The following is a 14,744-nucleotide window of genomic DNA, read 5'->3' as shown; positions in this document are numbered from 1 at the left end:
CAAAAAACCAAGCAAAAACCGTAAGTTAGCCTGGTTGTTTTTCGTACAGAGGGCTGCAGGGCTTGATTAGCCGGGGGCGTGGACAACCGCGAACAGGTTATCCACAGGCGGATCAACAGGGATTGTGGGTAATCCAACGATGCATCGTAAAGACAGTGTGGCGGGCGAGCTTTCTGTGGGAGCTGGCTTGCCTGCGATACAGGCACCTCGGTCCATCAGTCAGACCGAGGTGATGCTATCGCAGGCAAGCCAGCTCCCACACAAGCCAGCTCCCACAGGTAATCAGCGCACCACGCCTTCTTCAATGAGTAGCTTCAGAATCGCTTCCGCGCCCGCCTCGGGGCTAAGACCTTTGAGCACTTGCCCACCGCCGCCGCTGGCCTTGGCGGTCGCCGCCTTCATCCGGTCCGCGCCGCTCTTGGCCTTAATCACCTTGAGGCGCTTGGGCCGGGGCTTGGCCGGTTGCAACACTGCGTCTGCGAGTAACTCGTCCGTCTCGATTTCGACCTCATGGGCCGCCAGTTCACCGCGTTGCGCCGGGCCATAGGCGCTTTGCCGTGGTTTGGGCGCGGCGTTATCCACAGTCGCCAGAAACGGCAGGCGCACCTTCAGGCGCCGCCGCTGCCCGCGCGGCAAGGCTTGCAGCACATGGGCAATGCCGCCATCGATAGATTCCACTTGCGCCAGCCCGACTATCAACGGCCAACCCAATTGCTCGGCCAAAAGAAACGGCAACATGCCTGAGCCTTCGCCGGTTTCCGCCTGGCTGCCGGTGAGCACTACGTGGGCGCCAGTCTCGCGCAGATAATCACTGAGCACCGGCAAGGCGTCGCTGCCCGCCGGTTGTTCCAGCACATGCAATTGCGGCAGGCCCATGCCCAGGTAGCTGCGCAACGTCGGCTCGTGAACGTCACCGGCATGCAACACTTGCAACTTATCCCCAGCCAACTGCAGGCCCAGCTCGACGGCGCGTGCATCCTGCTCCGCACGGCGTGGGCGGCCGGAGGTCGGGTGGGCGCCGATGGACACCAGGCTGATTACATTCGTGGTCATGGTCATGTCCTTAAGCCGCATCGCGCTTGGCGCCGTGGCGGTAGGCCTCGACCGCAGCGATCAAGGCTTGCAGAATCGCGGCGCTTTCGCCGATCACCGACAGGTCGGCACGCTTGATCATGTCGCAGCCAGGGTCGAGGTTGATCGCTACCACCTTGTCGCAGGCACCGATGCCTTGCAGGTGCTGGATCGCCCCGGAAATGCCCACGGCCACGTACACCCGTGCCGTGACCCAGGTGCCGCTGGCGCCGACCTGGCGATCACGCGCCATAAAGCCATCGTCCACTGCCACCCGTGACGCGCCTTCGGTGGCGCCCAAGGCTGCGGCGGTCTGGTGGAACAATGCCCAATCCTTGACGCCATTGCCGCCGGAGAAAATAAACTCCGCCTCGGCCATCGGAATCGCCCCTGGGTCCACCGCCACTGCGCCGAGATCTTCGATGCGCGGCAGGCTGCGCGCCAGAGTTGTGGATAACTCCACGGGCAAGGCTTCGTGACGGGTTTCGCTGACCGGCTCGGCGCATTCCACCGCTGCCAGAATCAGGCGCGGCAGTGGCCGGGCCAAATCCTCCTGGCCCGCACCGGCACGACCGATGCACTCGTCGCCCTTGATCTGCCAGACGCGTGTGGCCGGGCGCTCCTTGAGGCTCGCGGCAAAACGCCGGCCCAATTCACCGCCGCCACTGCGGCTGTCGGGCAGCAACCAATGGCGTGGGTTGAACTGGTTATCCACAGCCCGCAGGCCCTGGACGCGTTGCTCCGGTGAATAACCCTCGAATTCGTGGCCTTCCAGCACCAGCAGGCGATCGACGCCCGCCGTGGCAAAAGCACTTTCTTTATGTTCGCCAAACACCACCGCCAGCACCGCGCCGTCACTGCCGGCGAGTTGCCGGGCAAGGCCGAGCACGTCGCGGTCGTGGCTGCTCAGGCGCCCACCAACCATGTCCGGCACCACGTTGATGTAGAACGCCGGCGCTGGCACCTGGTGCAGCGGCAACTGCACTTGCACCGCCGCCGTGCGCTTGGCCGCGCCGCCCTGCTGGGCGCCGCTGCGGTCGATACGCTTGATGCCGTTGGGGCCGATAAAACCCACGCCATGTACATTTTTGCGGATGACGCCATTCGGCCCCATCCAACTGTGTTGCAGCGGCTGCATGGCGGCGTGCAACGGGTGCAGGCGGTTGCGGGCGATCCATTCGGCCCGTGGGTCGCGGCGGATAATGTCGCTCATCAGTGCACCTCCGCAGGTTGACGCTTGATGGGTGCCTTGCCAGGTGTGGCGTCTTCAAGCAACGCGTCGGCGACCAGTTCAGCGATGTCCTTGATCAGGGGGCGTGGCTCGACCACGCCCTCAAGCATCGCCGTGCATTGTGGACAACCCACGGCCACCAGCTCGGCGCCGGTTTCGCGGATGTCATCCATGCGCATATCCGGGATCCGCTGCTTGCCGGGAATATCGGTGATCGGCGCGCCGCCACCGCCGCCGCAGCAGCGCGAACGGAAGCCCGAGCGTTGCATCTCCTTGACCTCAATGCCCAACGCCCGCAGCACTTGGCGCGGCGCCTCGTATTCGCCGTTGTAACGGCCCAGGTAACAAGGGTCGTGGTAGGTCACGCTGTTGCCCTTGTGCTGGCCCAGGTTCAGCGCGCCTTCACCGATCAGCTCGGCCATGAAGGTGCTGTGGTGCTGCACGACATAATTACCGTTGAAGGCGCCGTATTCGTTTTTCAGCACGTGAAAGCTGTGCGGGTCGCAGGTGACGATACGCTTGAAGCTGTACTTGGCCAGGGTCTGGATGTTGCGTGTGGCGAGCAATTGGAACGTGGCCTCATCACCCAGGCGGCGAGCGACGTCACCGCTGTCGCGCTCCTCCAGGCCCAGTACTGCAAAATCGACCTTGGCCGCTTTCAGCACTTTGACGAAGGCGCGCAAGGTGCGTTGGTTGCGCATGTCGAAAGCGCCGTCGCCGACCCAGAACAGCACGTCGCTGCTGCCTTTTTCGCTGAGCAACGGCAAGTTCAGGTCCGCTGCCCAGTTGAGGCGACCGCCCGGTGCGAAGCCGCCGGGGTTGTCGGTGGCGATCAGGTTTTCCAGGACTTCGGCGCCCTTGTTCGGCGTGGCACCTTTTTCCAGGGTGAGGTGGCGGCGCATGTCGACGATAGCGTCGACGTGCTCGATCATCATCGGGCACTCTTCCACGCAGGCGCGGCAGGTGGTGCACGACCACAGGGTTTCGGCATCAACCAGGCCGTTGACGATCGGCTGGTGCGGGTTGCCGCCGTGCTCGCCAATCGGTTTACCTGGATAAGGGCTGCCGGCGAACTTGGCATCGGTGCCACCGGCCAGGCCGACCACCATGTCCTGAATGAGTTTTTTCGGGTTCAGCGGCTGGCCGGCGGCGAACGCCGGGCACGCCGCTTCGCACTTGCCGCACTGCACGCAGGCGTCGAAGCCGAGCAGTTGGTTCCAGGTGAAATCCTTGGGTTTTTCCACGCCCAATGGCGCGGTTTTATCGCTGAGGTCGAGCGGCTTCAAACCTGTGGAGCGGCCGCCACCAAAACGCTCGGCGCGGCGGTGCCAGGCCAAGTGCAGGGCACCGGCGAAGGCGTGCTTCATCGGCCCGCCCCAGGTCATGCCGAAGAACATTTCGCTTACGCCCCACAGCACGCCCAGGCTCAAGAGCGCGGCGAGCAGCCAGCCGCCGAAGTCGGCGGGCAGAATCCCGGCCACCGGCAAGGTCACCAGGAAGAAGCTGACCGAGAACGCCATCAGGCTTTTCGGCAGGCGCATCCACGGGCCTTTCGACAGGCGTGATGGCGGGTTGCGCCGACGTAAATAGACGAAGGTGGCGCCGACAAACATCAGCACCGAGGCCAGCAGCAACGCATAGCCGAGGATACGGTTATGCAGGCCAAAACCGTGCACCAAAATGGCCAGCAACGCCGACAGCACAAAGCCCAGGGCTGTGGCGACGTGGGTGTTGGCGATGTATTTGTCGCGGGCGACCACGTGGTGCAGGTCGACCATGTAGCGCTTGGGCATGGCCAGCAGGCCGCCCAGCAGGTCGACCTTGGACGCGCGGCCACGGCGCCACATGTTGACCCGGCGCAGGGCGCCTAGGGCAGCGAGGCCGATGGCTGCAAACAAGAGAATAGGAAGCAAGGTGTTCAACATGGTGAAGCTCCCAAAGACCACACAGGTCTTGCATGGGAACCGGATAAAGGTGGGAGCTGGCTTGCCTGCGATGGCATCGCCTCGGTGTCACTCAAGACCGAGTCGCCTGCATCGCGGGCAAGCCCGGCTCCCACATTGACCGGTTCCCACAGTGGTTCGGTGGTTGCCTAGAAATCCTTGCACAAGCGCAGGGCGTCATAGATAGCGGCGTGGGTATTACGCTGCGCCACACAGTCACCAATGCGGAACAGCAAGTAGCCGTCACCCGCTTCGCTCAAGCACGGCTGCGGCTTGATCGCGAACAAGGCTTCGACGTCAATCTGGCCCTTGTTGCGCGAACCTTCCTTGAGCCCGTAGTAGATAGCTTCGTCCGGGCGCACGCCGTTCTCGACCACCACCTGGTCAACCACGCGTTCTTCCTTGGCGCCGGTGTATTCGTTCTCCAGCACCGCCACCAGCTTGTCGCCCTCGCGGTAAACCTTTTCCAGCATCATGTCGCCGGTCATGATCACTTCTTTGGGGTACATGCTGCGGTAGTAAGTCGGGAACGACGTACCGCCAATCGCCACGCCAGGCTTGATGTCGTCGGTGACGATTTCCACCTGGCTGCCTTTGTCGGCCAGGAAGTCCGCCACCGACATGCCGGTGAACTCGCAGATGGTGTCGTACACCAGCACGTTCTTGCCCGGCGCGACTTTGCCGTCGAGCACGTCCCAACTGCTGACTACCAGGCCTTCAGCGGCGCCCCAATGTTCGTTCTGCTCGATAAACGGATGCCCGCCGACGGCCAGCACCACGATGTCAGGGCGCAGGTCCAGGATGGTCTCGGCATCCGCCGCCACGCCCAGGCGCAGGTCGACTTTCAAGCGCGCCAACTCCAGCTGGAACCAGCGGGTGATACCGGCGATCTGGTCACGCTGTGGGGCTTTGGAGGCGGTGGTGATTTGCCCGCCGATAAACTCTTTCTTCTCGAACAAGGTCACGTCGTGGCCACGTTCGGCCGCGACCCGCGCCGCTTCCATCCCGGCCGGACCGGCACCGACCACCACGACTTTGCGTTTGGCCCCGGTGGATTTCTCGATGATGTGCGGCACGCCCATGTATTCACGGGAGGTCGCGGCGTTCTGGATGCACAACACATCCAGGCCCTGGTATTGGCGGTCGATGCAGTAGTTGGCGCCGACGCATTGTTTGATCTGGTCGATCTGGCCCATCTTGATCTTGGCGATCAGGTGCGGGTCGGCGATGTGCGCACGGGTCATGCCGACCATGTCCACATAGCCGCCTTCCAGAATGCGCGTGGCCTGGTTCGGGTCCTTGATGTTCTGCGCGTGCAGCACTGGAACCTTGACCACTTCCTTGATACCGGCTGCCAGGTGCAGGAACGGCTCCGGCGGGTAGCTCATGTTGGGGATCACGTTGGCCAGGGTGTTGTGGGTGTCGCAACCCGAGCCCACCACGCCAATAAAGTCGAGCATGCCGGTGTCGTCGTAATACTTGGCGATTTGCTTCATGTCCTCGTGGGACAAGCCGTCCGGGTGGAACTCGTCACCACACAGGCGCATGCCTACGCAGAAGTCGTCACCGACCTCGGCGCGCACGGCCTTGAGCACTTCCAGGCCGAACTTCATGCGGCCCTCGAAGGTGCCGCCCCATTCGTCGGTACGCTTGTTGACCCGCGGGCTCCAGAACTGGTCGATCATGTGCTGGTGCACCGCGGACAGTTCGACACCGTCCAGGCCACCGGCCTTGGCGCGCTTGGCGGCGCTGGCGTAGTTGCCGATCACGCGCCAGATTTCTTCCGGCTCGATGGTCTTGCAGGTAGCACGGTGCACCGGCTCACGCACGCCGGACGGCGACATCAGGGTTGGCCAGTTAAAGCCGTCCCAGCGCGAGCGACGGCCCATGTGGGTAATCTGGATCATGATCTTGGCGCCATGCTTGTGCATGGCGTCGGCCAGGTTCTGGAAGTGCGGGATGATGCGGTCGGTGGACAGGTTCACCGAACTCCACCATTCCTGCGGGCTGTCGATGGCCACCACCGAGGAGCCGCCACAGATCGCCAGGCCGATACCGCCCTTGGCTTTCTCTTCGTAGTACTTCACATAGCGGTCGGTGGTCATGCCGCCGTCGGTGGCATACACCTCGGCGTGGGCGGTACTGAGCACGCGGTTGCGGATGGTCAGTTTGCCGATCTGGATCGGCGCAAACATTGCTTCGAAAGCCATGGCACGGTTCCTCGACTTACAACGGCTTGACGGTGAACAGGCCGTCGTCATGGCCCTCTTCGGAGCCCCCGTAAACTTGCTCGGCTACGGTGCGAATCTTGCTGCCGCGCGCCTGCAGAATCTGGTCCATGGCACCGGCAAACCAACCGGTGAACATGTAGTCCACTTTGCGCCCGACCTTGCCGTACACGTAGACAAACGCCGAGTGTTCCAACTTGACGCTGGCGGTGCCTTTGTCGAGGTCGATGTCCTGGATCTTGAACAGGCCCCAGCCGCGTTGCGACAGGCGCTTCATGTAGTGCTCGAACACCGCAACGCCTTCCAGGCCGTGGCACTCAGCTTCTTTTTCACACCAGTGCCAGGCGGATTTGTAGCCGGCCTTGTAAAGGATTTCGGCGTAGGCCTCGGCGCCCAGGACTTCTTCGATGCCCATGTGGTTGTTGACGAAGAAATGCCGTGGCACATACAGCATTGGCAGAGCGTCGGAGGTCCAGACACCGGTTTCGCTGTCGACTTCGATAGGCAATTGCGGGGCGATTTTGGCCATGGAAACTTAACTCCAGAAAATTCTTAGGTGTGCCCCCGATGCGAACGGCCGGGGGAGAAATGCGGTGGCTTATTCGCCCCAGACGTCCTTGAGGACATTGACCCAGTTCTCGCCCATGATCTTGCGCACCACGCGCTCGCTGTGGCCGCGTTTGAGCAAGGTCTCGGTGAGGTTGGGGAACTCGCCCACGGTGCGGATGCCCAGCGGGTTGATGATCTTGCCGAAGCTGGTCAGGCGGCGGGCGTAGCCTTTGTCATGGGTCAGCATTTCAAAGAAATCCTGGCCATGGCCCTGGGTGAAGTCAGTGCCAATGCCAATGGCGTCTTCGCCGACGATGTTCATGGTGTATTCGATGGCTTCGGCGTAGTCGTCGATAGTCGAATCGATGCCCTTGGCCAGGAACGGCGCAAACATGGTCACGCCGACAAAACCGCCATGGTCGGCGATGAACTTGAGTTCTTCATCGGACTTGTTGCGCGGGTGTTCTTTAAGGCCCGACGGCAGGCAGTGGGAGTAGCACACCGGCTTTTTCGATTCGAGGATGACTTCTTCGCTGGTCTTGGAACCGACGTGGGACAGGTCGCACATGATGCCGACACGGTTCATCTCGCCGACGATCTCACGACCAAAGCCCGACAGTCCGCCGTCACGCTCGTAGCAACCGGTGCCGACCAGGTTCTGGGTGTTGTAGCACATCTGCACCACACCCACGCCGAGCTGCTTGAAGATCTCGACGTAGCCGAGTTGGTCCTCAAACGCATGGGCGTTCTGGAAGCCGAAGATGATGCCGGTCTTGCCCTGCTCTTTTGCACGGCGAATGTCGGCGGTAGTTTTCACCGGGATCACCAGGTCGCTGTTTTCACGGATCAGGGTCTGGCTGGCAACGATGTTGTTGATCGTGGCCTGGAAGCCTTCCCACACCGACACCGTGCAGTTGGCGGCGGTGAGGCCACCTTTGCGCATGTCTTCGAACAGGTCGCGGTTCCACTTGGCAATAATCAGACCGTCGATAACGATGCTGTCGGCGTGCAACTCGGCTGGGCTCATCAGGCGTCCCCTTATTGGCGATTCATGCGCCGAATCGTCTGCCGGCGCTTTGGGGCCAGCATATGCTCAGGGGCCGACGGAGCCGGGTGCAAAAACGACAGGGGAATTGCCGAAAGCGTCAATCAGCGACAAAGGCCTACATGACACAGCTGACAGGTGGCTGTTCTTTGTCCCACGCTTGAGCCAGAATTTGCTCATCACCTGATATGAGACGGCGCAATGAAATCGATTTTCCTGGCTTTGGCACTCATCGCAACCGGCGTACACGCCGCTGAAGACACCGACAGCACGCCCTGCGATGGCATCGAAAACGACAAACAAACCCTGGAATGCGCCACCTATAACAAAACCACCGCCGAGCAATTGCTCAAGGATAACTACCAGGGCTTGCTCGAACGCATGGGTTCGACCTATGGCAGCAACAAGTCGCAACTGGCCGACATTACCGCTCGTCTGAAGGATGCCCAGCAGAAATGGGAAAAATTGCGCGATGCCGATTGCGCGGTGGACACCTTCCCGGCGGTGAATGGCAGCAAGGACTACGCGATTCAACAGAATGACTGCCTGGCGCGAATGAGTGATGAGCGGTCGGAGTTTTTGGAGTCGATCGGGCAGGAATAAGCGACAATCCCGTCACTTTTTCTCTGAAACCAGGCTATCCATGACTATCTGCGGCATCGAAATCAAAGGCAGCGAAGCCATCATCGCCGTCGCCTCTCAAGACAACCAGGCGCTGACCCACGTGGCGCTGGCCATCAAGAAAATCGCCCTTGAAGACGACGATGAAGCGGCCAACGTCAAAGCCTTCGCCGCCCAGGTGAAGGCGTTTGTGCAAGAAAACGCCATAACCCGCATCGCGATCAAAAAACGCAGCAAGAAAGGCGAATTCGCTGGCGGCCCGACCACGTTCAAGATTGAAGGGGTGTTTCAGTTGCTGGACGGGGTTGAGGTGACATTGCTGTCGCCGCAGACCATCAATGCGCAGAACAAAAAGCACGATTTTGAGCTGCCGGCGACGCTGAACAAGTATCAGCACGAAGCCTACAAGGCAGCGTGCTCGGCCCTGGTTAAGAAATAAGCCACACCACCAATCCCCTGTGGGAGCTGGCTTGCCTGCGATGGCGGTTTGTCAGATAACGCTGTACTGCCTGATCTACCGCTATCGCAGGCAAGCCAGCTCCCACATTTGATTTATGGTGTCTTTGAATTCGCTGTACGGCTTCTGTGCAGCAGCCAATCGCCAAAGGATTTGTCCTCAAGGGCATACCCGCCGCGACTCGACTTCCACACCAACTCTTTGTCACGCAAGGCATCGATACAGGCCTGAATGGTCTGGGTGCCCGGCACCACGTCGCTGCCCATGTCCTCCAGTGCCTTGCTGACCGCCGTGAGTGTACTGTCGGTAAACGGCGCAAAGGGTTCGTTGTTCTGCGAACGCACCACCATCACCTCCAACACAGCACGCTGGGGAATGGTGAGGTTGTTCCACGCGCTTTCAAATTCGGTCCACACGCCGGCACGCAACAGTTCGGCGCGGCTGTGCAGCAGCTGGCCCAGGTTGCTCGCCTCGCCCAACTCCAGCGCCACTTCGCCGATGATGGTACGCAGCATCTCCGGGCGCCGGCCGACCAGTTCAAAGGCTTCGTCGATGTCCGCCGCGTTGAACTGATTGGTTTTGGCCAAATGCGCGTTGAGGTGCAGGGTGTAGGCCTGGGTAAACTCTTTGCCGAGCAAAGGGAACGGGGTAATGCTGGAGCCGAAGAATGGCTGGCTTTTACCGAGGACCAAATGTGCAAGCTTGTCGCGATTGGAGCCAGTGAATACCAGGCGCAAGCCACTGCCCTCCTCGTCACGGCCCTGGTTGAGCTGATCCCGGGCAGCTTTCAACGCGAACATCGCGTTGATACCAGGCTCGGTGGTTAATGCATGCTGCGCTTCGTCAATCACCAGCACGACGGGCTTTTCGGCTGCGCTGTGGAGCAACTCCAAGGCTTGAGTCAGCGTCGCGCCAACCGGCAATTGTGGCTTGCTGAAGTCCCAGGAAAGGGTACGCAGGAAGCTTAGCTTCTCGATTCCAATGTTCTTGGCCAGCTTGCGAATGCCCTTTTCATAGGGCACCAGCGCCGCAGCAATCGCGCTGGCAATCAACTCCGCGGGGTCTTTTTCTTTGTCAGCCCAGAGATCGACATACACCGTCAGCCAACCCCGCAACTGGCACTCCGGGATCAAGTCTTCGCGCAAAAAGGTGCTTTTGCCGGTGCGTCGAGGTGCTGCGAGGAACAGGCCTGAAGTGAAATCCTGAATCCCGGCGCCCACCAAGCCATCAGCAATGCTGCGAGCCAGCGTCGGGCGGCGAAACACAAAGCCGTTGTGCTTGGACATGGTTTTATACTCAATTATTGGAAGCACTATAAATTATAGTCGTGAGTATAATTAACTATAATTGCCGATCAAACCACCTCCCGTCGCCGATCCTCTCTCGGGCACTTGGCAAACCGCGCCCTGTAGCTGCGGGTGAAGTACGACGGCGACTCAAACCCACACGCAATGCTCACTTCCAGCACGCTCATGTCGCTCTGGCGCAACAACTGCCGGGCTTTTTCCAGGCGCAGGCCGAGGTAGAAGTTACTTGGCGTGTCGTTCAGGTGCAGGCGGAATAGCCGTTCCAGCTGACGCCGGGTGACTTTAATTGCATCGGCCAACGCCAAGGTGCTCAGCGGCGGCTCGGTGTGTTGCTCCATTTCACCGATCACCTGCACCAACTTCTTGTTGTTGATGCCGTAGCGCGTGGCGATCTGCATGCGCTGGTGGTCTTTGCGCGGGCGGATGCGCCCGAGTACGAATTGCTCGGACACCTGGATCGCCAAGTCCGGGCCGTGGGCCTGGGCGATCAGGTCGAGCATCAGGTCGATGGAAGCCGTGCCGCCGGCGCAGGTGATGCGTCGGCGGTCAATCTCGAACAGCTCCTGGGTCACGGTGAGCTGTGGATAAGATTCCTTGAACGCGTCGATGGCTTCCCAGTGCAAGGTCAAGCGGTGGCCGTCGAGCAAGCCTGCTTCGGCGAGCACGCAGGCGCCGGTGTCGATGGCGCCGAGGGTGACGCCGTCGAGGTCGAGGCGGCGCAGCCAGTGTTCAAGTGCGGGCGTGGTGAACTTCAAGGGTTCGAAGCCGGCGACCACCATCAGCGTCGCGCCTTTTTTCAGCGGCTCCAATGCGGCGTCGGCGTTCACCGACATGCCATTGCTCGCCAACACCGCGCCGCCATCGGCACTCAACACGTGCCAACGGTACAACTCGCCGCGAAAGCGGTTGGCCACGCGCAGCGGTTCCAGCGCGGAGATAAAGCCGATGGCCGAGAAACCCGGCATCAGCAGAAAGTAGAAATCCTGGGACATGGTGGCGCTCTCGTAGGACGGGCAGCGTGCTCACTGTGATACGCCAGTTCAACGGGCCATTCAAGAGCACAGGTCGCTGCAGTGCAAGAGCTGGTCGCCGCCGTGCGCTTTGCCTCCCCTCAAGCTGCGTAACTTGATCCCACGGCGCACAAAGACGCCGGCACCCACAATAACGACCTGCCGAGGGATCCACCATGAACCGACTGATCAGCCGCTGCGTGCTTGCACTCAGCGCCAGCGCCATCTTAAGCACCAGCGTATTCGCGGCCGACGCAGAGTCATGCCGGAACGTGCGCATGGGCGTGGTGAACTGGACCGACGTAATCGCCACCAGCGCCATGACCCAAGTGTTGCTCGACGGCCTCGGCTACAAGACCAAACAAACCAGCGCTTCCCAGCAAATCATCTTCGCCGGTATCCGCGACCAGCGCCTGGATATGTTCCTGGGCTACTGGAACCCGCTGATGACCCAGACCATCACGCCGTTTGTCGACGCCAAGCAAGTCAAAGTCCTCGACAAACCCAGCCTGGAAGATGCGCGCGCCACCCTCGCGGTGCCGACTTACCTGGCGGATAAAGGCCTGAAAACCTTCACCGATATCGCCAAGTTTGAAAAAGAACTGGGCGGCAAGATCTACGGCATCGAGCCAGGCTCGGGCGCCAATACCCAGATCAAGGCGATGATCGCCAAGAACCAGTTCGGCCTCGGCAAGTTCCAGTTGGTGGAGTCCAGCGAAGCGGGGATGCTCGCCGCCGTCGACCGCGCCGTGCGCCGCAAGGAGGCCGTGGTGTTCTTCGGCTGGGCGCCGCACCCGATGAACGTCAACGTCGCCATGACTTACCTCACCGGCAGCGACGACGCCCTTGGCCCGAACGAAGGCATGGCCACAGTGTGGAGCGTGACTTCGCCGACTTACGCCGAGCAGTGCCCCAACGTGCACAAACTGCTGACCAACCTGACGTTCACCGCCGCCGACGAGAGCCGAATGATGCAGCCGTTGCTGGATCACAAAGATGCCCTCGAGTCGGCCAAGCAGTGGCTCAAGGACCACCCGCAAGACCAGCAGCGCTGGCTCGAAGGCGTGACCACCTTCGACGGCAAACCGGCTGCGGCCAACCTGCAACTGACCAGCAAATAACCTGATTCGCATCACCGTATCGCAGTCGCTGTTGGCTGCGAACGGCATCACTACGCCCGCCTGTAAGGAACCGCCTCATGAACCACGACGTCATCATCACCTGCGCACTCACCGGTGCTGGCGACACGACCAGCCGCAGCCCGCACGTGCCGGTCACTCCCAAACAAATCGCCGCAGCCGCGGTGGAAGCCGCCAAGGCCGGCGCCACCGTGGTGCACTGCCATGTGCGTGACCCGCAAACCGGCAAGTTCAGCCGCGACGTGGCGCTGTATCGCGAAGTGATGGAGCGCATCCGCGAGGCCGACATCGACATCATCGTCAACCTCACCGCCGGTATGGGCGGCGACCTGGAAATCGGCGGCGGCGAGAACCCGATGGAGTTCGGCCCCAACACCGACCTGGTCGGCCCGCTGACGCGCCTGGCCCATGTTGAGGAGTTGCTGCCGGAGATCTGCACACTGGACTGCGGCACGCTCAACTTCGGCGATGGCGACACCATTTACGTCTCTACCCCGGCGCAACTGCGGGCGGGCGCCAAGCGTATTCAAGAGCTGGGCGTTAAGGCCGAGTTGGAAATTTTCGACACCGGCCACCTGTGGTTTGCCAAGCAGATGATCAAGGAAGGCCTGCTCGATAACCCGCTGTTCCAGCTGTGCCTGGGCATCCCGTGGGGCGCACCGGCCGACACCACCACCATGAAAGCCATGGTCGACAACCTGCCTGCCGACGCCGTGTGGGCCGGCTTCGGTATCGGCCGCATGCAAATGCCCATGGCGGCGCAAGCGGTGCTGCTGGGCGGCAACGTGCGGGTCGGCCTGGAAGACAACCTGTGGCTGGACAAAGGCGTGCTCGCCACCAATGGCCAGCTTGTGGAACGTGCGAGTGAAATCCTCAGCCGCCTGGGCGCGCGGGTCATGACCCCGGCGGAGGGCCGAATCAAGATGGGCCTGACCAAGCGCGGCTAACTCAGACACCACAAAACCCTGTGGGAGCCGGGCTTGCCCGCGATAGCGGTACACCTGCACCGAATGCACCAACTGATACACCGATATCGCAGCGGTGCGACGATTCGAAAAGCCAGCTCCCACCTTGATCACCGAATTACTCAGGGATTGTCGACATGAGCTTTATCACTGAAATCAAAACCTTCGCCGCCCTCGGCAGCGGCGTTATCGGCAGCGGCTGGGTGTCCCGCGCCCTGGCCCACGGCCTGGATGTGGTCGCCTGGGACCCGGCGCCTGGCGCCGAAGCGGCCCTGCGCAAGCGCGTTGCCAACGCCTGGGGCGCCTTGGAGAAACAAGGCCTGGCGCCGGGCGCCTCTCAGGATCGCCTGCGCTTTGTAACCACCATTGAGGAATGCGTAAAAGACGCCGACTTCATCCAGGAAAGCGCCCCGGAACGCCTGGAGCTGAAACTCGAACTGCACAGCAAGATCAGCGCAGCGGCCAAGCCGAATGCGCTGATTGGCTCGAGCACTTCAGGTCTGTTGCCGAGCGAGTTCTACGAAGGTTCCACCCACCCGGAACGCTGTGTGGTCGGCCACCCGTTCAACCCGGTTTACCTGTTGCCGCTGGTGGAAGTGGTGGGCGGCAAGCACACCGCGCCGGAGGCAATTCAGGCGGCGATCAAGGTGTATGAATCCCTCGGCATGCGCCCGTTGCATGTGCGTAAGGAAGTGCCGGGGTTTATCGCTGACCGCTTGCTCGAAGCGCTGTGGCGTGAGGCGCTGCACCTGGTGAATGACGGCGTGGCGACCACCGGTGAAATCGACGATGCGATCCGATTTGGCGCCGGTTTGCGCTGGTCGTTCATGGGCACATTCCTGACTTACACCCTCGCGGGTGGCGATGCCGGCATGCGGCATTTCATGGCGCAGTTCGGCCCGGCGTTGCAGTTGCCGTGGACGTATTTGCCGGCGCCGGAGCTGACCGACAAGTTGATTGACGATGTGGTCGACGGCACCAGCGATCAGTTGGGTAAACACAGCATTTCGGCGCTGGAGCGCTATCGTGATGATTGTTTGCTGGCGGTATTGGAAGCGGTGAAAACCACCAAAGCCAAACACGGCATGAGCTTCGCTGAATAACCGCTGTTGATCTGTGTGGGAGCTGGCTTGCCTGCGATAGCGATGCAAAATTCACCATCGCCATCGCAGGCAAGC

General features: G+C 61.3%; 13 protein-coding genes. 5 read left to right on the top strand and 8 right to left on the bottom strand.

The features are described from left to right. Nucleotides 1–282: 282 nt before the first annotated feature. From ACQY47_RS17010 to ACQY47_RS16985, 6 genes are all read right to left on the bottom strand, one after another. A complete protein-coding gene (locus tag ACQY47_RS17010; protein WP_428550464.1) occupies nucleotides 283–1,053 on the bottom strand; it encodes an electron transfer flavoprotein subunit beta in 771 nt (256 codons plus the stop codon). A gap of 10 nt (nucleotides 1,054–1,063) precedes the next feature. Further along, nucleotides 1,064–2,284, bottom strand: coding sequence for an electron transfer flavoprotein subunit alpha/FixB family protein (locus tag ACQY47_RS17005; protein WP_428550461.1), 1,221 nt, complete (start codon nucleotides 2,282–2,284; stop codon nucleotides 1,064–1,066). Further along, nucleotides 2,284–4,227, bottom strand: a complete 1,944-nt coding sequence (gene dgcB / locus ACQY47_RS17000; RefSeq protein WP_428550458.1) for a dimethylglycine demethylation protein DgcB — start codon at nucleotides 4,225–4,227, stop codon at nucleotides 2,284–2,286. The genes ACQY47_RS17005 and dgcB overlap by 1 nt, the downstream gene beginning before the upstream one ends. Nucleotides 4,228–4,394: 167 nt before the next feature. Then, on the bottom strand, nucleotides 4,395–6,455 hold the full coding sequence (gene dgcA / locus ACQY47_RS16995) for a dimethylglycine demethylation protein DgcA (RefSeq protein ID WP_069552019.1): 2,061 nt from the start codon (nucleotides 6,453–6,455) through the stop codon (nucleotides 4,395–4,397). A 16-nt stretch (nucleotides 6,456–6,471) separates the two neighbouring features. Then, complete coding sequence (locus tag ACQY47_RS16990) at nucleotides 6,472–7,002, bottom strand: DUF5943 domain-containing protein (protein ID WP_007947752.1); 531 nt, start codon at nucleotides 7,000–7,002, stop codon at nucleotides 6,472–6,474. A 69-nt stretch (nucleotides 7,003–7,071) separates the two neighbouring features. Continuing rightward, the gene (locus tag ACQY47_RS16985; protein WP_014720245.1) at nucleotides 7,072–8,049 is read right to left on the bottom strand and encodes a dipeptidase; all 978 of its coding nucleotides are present in this window, start codon (nucleotides 8,047–8,049) and stop codon (nucleotides 7,072–7,074) included. Nucleotides 8,050–8,268: 219 nt separating this feature from the next. Here ACQY47_RS16985 and ACQY47_RS16980 point away from each other — a divergent pair, with 219 nt between their 5' ends. Together ACQY47_RS16980 and ACQY47_RS16975 are read left to right on the top strand one after the other, a co-directional pair. Then, the gene (locus ACQY47_RS16980) at nucleotides 8,269–8,670 is read left to right on the top strand and encodes a lysozyme inhibitor LprI family protein (protein ID WP_017139363.1); all 402 of its coding nucleotides are present in this window, start codon (nucleotides 8,269–8,271) and stop codon (nucleotides 8,668–8,670) included. A gap of 40 nt (nucleotides 8,671–8,710) precedes the next feature. After that, entirely contained in the window at nucleotides 8,711–9,127 is a 417-nt protein-coding gene (locus tag ACQY47_RS16975; RefSeq protein WP_428550452.1) for a DUF3010 family protein, read from the top strand. Nucleotides 9,128–9,240: 113 nt separating this feature from the next. Here the strand turns inward: ACQY47_RS16975 and ACQY47_RS16970 are convergent, their stop codons facing one another. Together ACQY47_RS16970 and ACQY47_RS16965 are read right to left on the bottom strand one after the other, a co-directional pair. Further along, a complete protein-coding gene (locus ACQY47_RS16970) occupies nucleotides 9,241–10,431 on the bottom strand; it encodes an AAA family ATPase (protein WP_428550449.1) in 1,191 nt (396 codons plus the stop codon). A gap of 68 nt (nucleotides 10,432–10,499) precedes the next feature. Then, a complete protein-coding gene (locus ACQY47_RS16965) occupies nucleotides 10,500–11,444 on the bottom strand; it encodes a GlxA family transcriptional regulator (RefSeq protein WP_099550379.1) in 945 nt (314 codons plus the stop codon). A 194-nt stretch (nucleotides 11,445–11,638) separates the two neighbouring features. Here ACQY47_RS16965 and ACQY47_RS16960 point away from each other — a divergent pair, with 194 nt between their 5' ends. The 3 genes from ACQY47_RS16960 to ACQY47_RS16950 all read left to right on the top strand — a co-directional run bounded on the left by ACQY47_RS16960 (nucleotide 11,639) and on the right by ACQY47_RS16950 (nucleotide 14,669). Continuing rightward, nucleotides 11,639–12,583 (top strand): choline ABC transporter substrate-binding protein, encoded by a 945-nt coding sequence (locus ACQY47_RS16960; protein ID WP_428550446.1) that lies wholly within the window; start codon nucleotides 11,639–11,641, stop codon nucleotides 12,581–12,583. Nucleotides 12,584–12,660: 77 nt separating this feature from the next. Next, nucleotides 12,661–13,548 (top strand): 3-keto-5-aminohexanoate cleavage protein, encoded by an 888-nt coding sequence (locus tag ACQY47_RS16955; protein WP_017139368.1) that lies wholly within the window; start codon nucleotides 12,661–12,663, stop codon nucleotides 13,546–13,548. Nucleotides 13,549–13,703: 155 nt separating this feature from the next. Beyond that, the gene (locus ACQY47_RS16950; protein WP_056857773.1) at nucleotides 13,704–14,669 is read left to right on the top strand and encodes an L-carnitine dehydrogenase; all 966 of its coding nucleotides are present in this window, start codon (nucleotides 13,704–13,706) and stop codon (nucleotides 14,667–14,669) included. Nucleotides 14,670–14,744: the final 75 nt, after the last annotated feature.

It is taken from the genome of Pseudomonas edaphica (assembly GCF_965277385.1).
GTDB lineage: Bacteria > Pseudomonadota > Gammaproteobacteria > Pseudomonadales > Pseudomonadaceae > Aquipseudomonas > Aquipseudomonas edaphica.
This window is presented reverse-complemented; position numbering and strand designations above follow the sequence as displayed.

Coding starts and splice junctions, on each gene's coding strand:
- ACQY47_RS17010 (WP_428550464.1), bottom strand. CDS start 1,053: ATGACCACGAATGTAATCAGCCTGGTGTCCATCGGCGCCCACCCGACC.
- ACQY47_RS17005 (WP_428550461.1), bottom strand. CDS start 2,284: ATGAGCGACATTATCCGCCGCGACCCACGGGCCGAATGGATCGCCCGC.
- dgcB (WP_428550458.1), bottom strand. CDS start 4,227: ATGTTGAACACCTTGCTTCCTATTCTCTTGTTTGCAGCCATCGGCCTC.
- dgcA (WP_069552019.1), bottom strand. CDS start 6,455: ATGGCTTTCGAAGCAATGTTTGCGCCGATCCAGATCGGCAAACTGACC.
- ACQY47_RS16990 (WP_007947752.1), bottom strand. CDS start 7,002: ATGGCCAAAATCGCCCCGCAATTGCCTATCGAAGTCGACAGCGAAACC.
- ACQY47_RS16985 (WP_014720245.1), bottom strand. CDS start 8,049: ATGAGCCCAGCCGAGTTGCACGCCGACAGCATCGTTATCGACGGTCTG.
- ACQY47_RS16980 (WP_017139363.1), top strand. CDS start 8,269: ATGAAATCGATTTTCCTGGCTTTGGCACTCATCGCAACCGGCGTACAC.
- ACQY47_RS16975 (WP_428550452.1), top strand. CDS start 8,711: ATGACTATCTGCGGCATCGAAATCAAAGGCAGCGAAGCCATCATCGCC.
- ACQY47_RS16970 (WP_428550449.1), bottom strand. CDS start 10,431: ATGTCCAAGCACAACGGCTTTGTGTTTCGCCGCCCGACGCTGGCTCGC.
- ACQY47_RS16965 (WP_099550379.1), bottom strand. CDS start 11,444: ATGTCCCAGGATTTCTACTTTCTGCTGATGCCGGGTTTCTCGGCCATC.
- ACQY47_RS16960 (WP_428550446.1), top strand. CDS start 11,639: ATGAACCGACTGATCAGCCGCTGCGTGCTTGCACTCAGCGCCAGCGCC.
- ACQY47_RS16955 (WP_017139368.1), top strand. CDS start 12,661: ATGAACCACGACGTCATCATCACCTGCGCACTCACCGGTGCTGGCGAC.
- ACQY47_RS16950 (WP_056857773.1), top strand. CDS start 13,704: ATGAGCTTTATCACTGAAATCAAAACCTTCGCCGCCCTCGGCAGCGGC.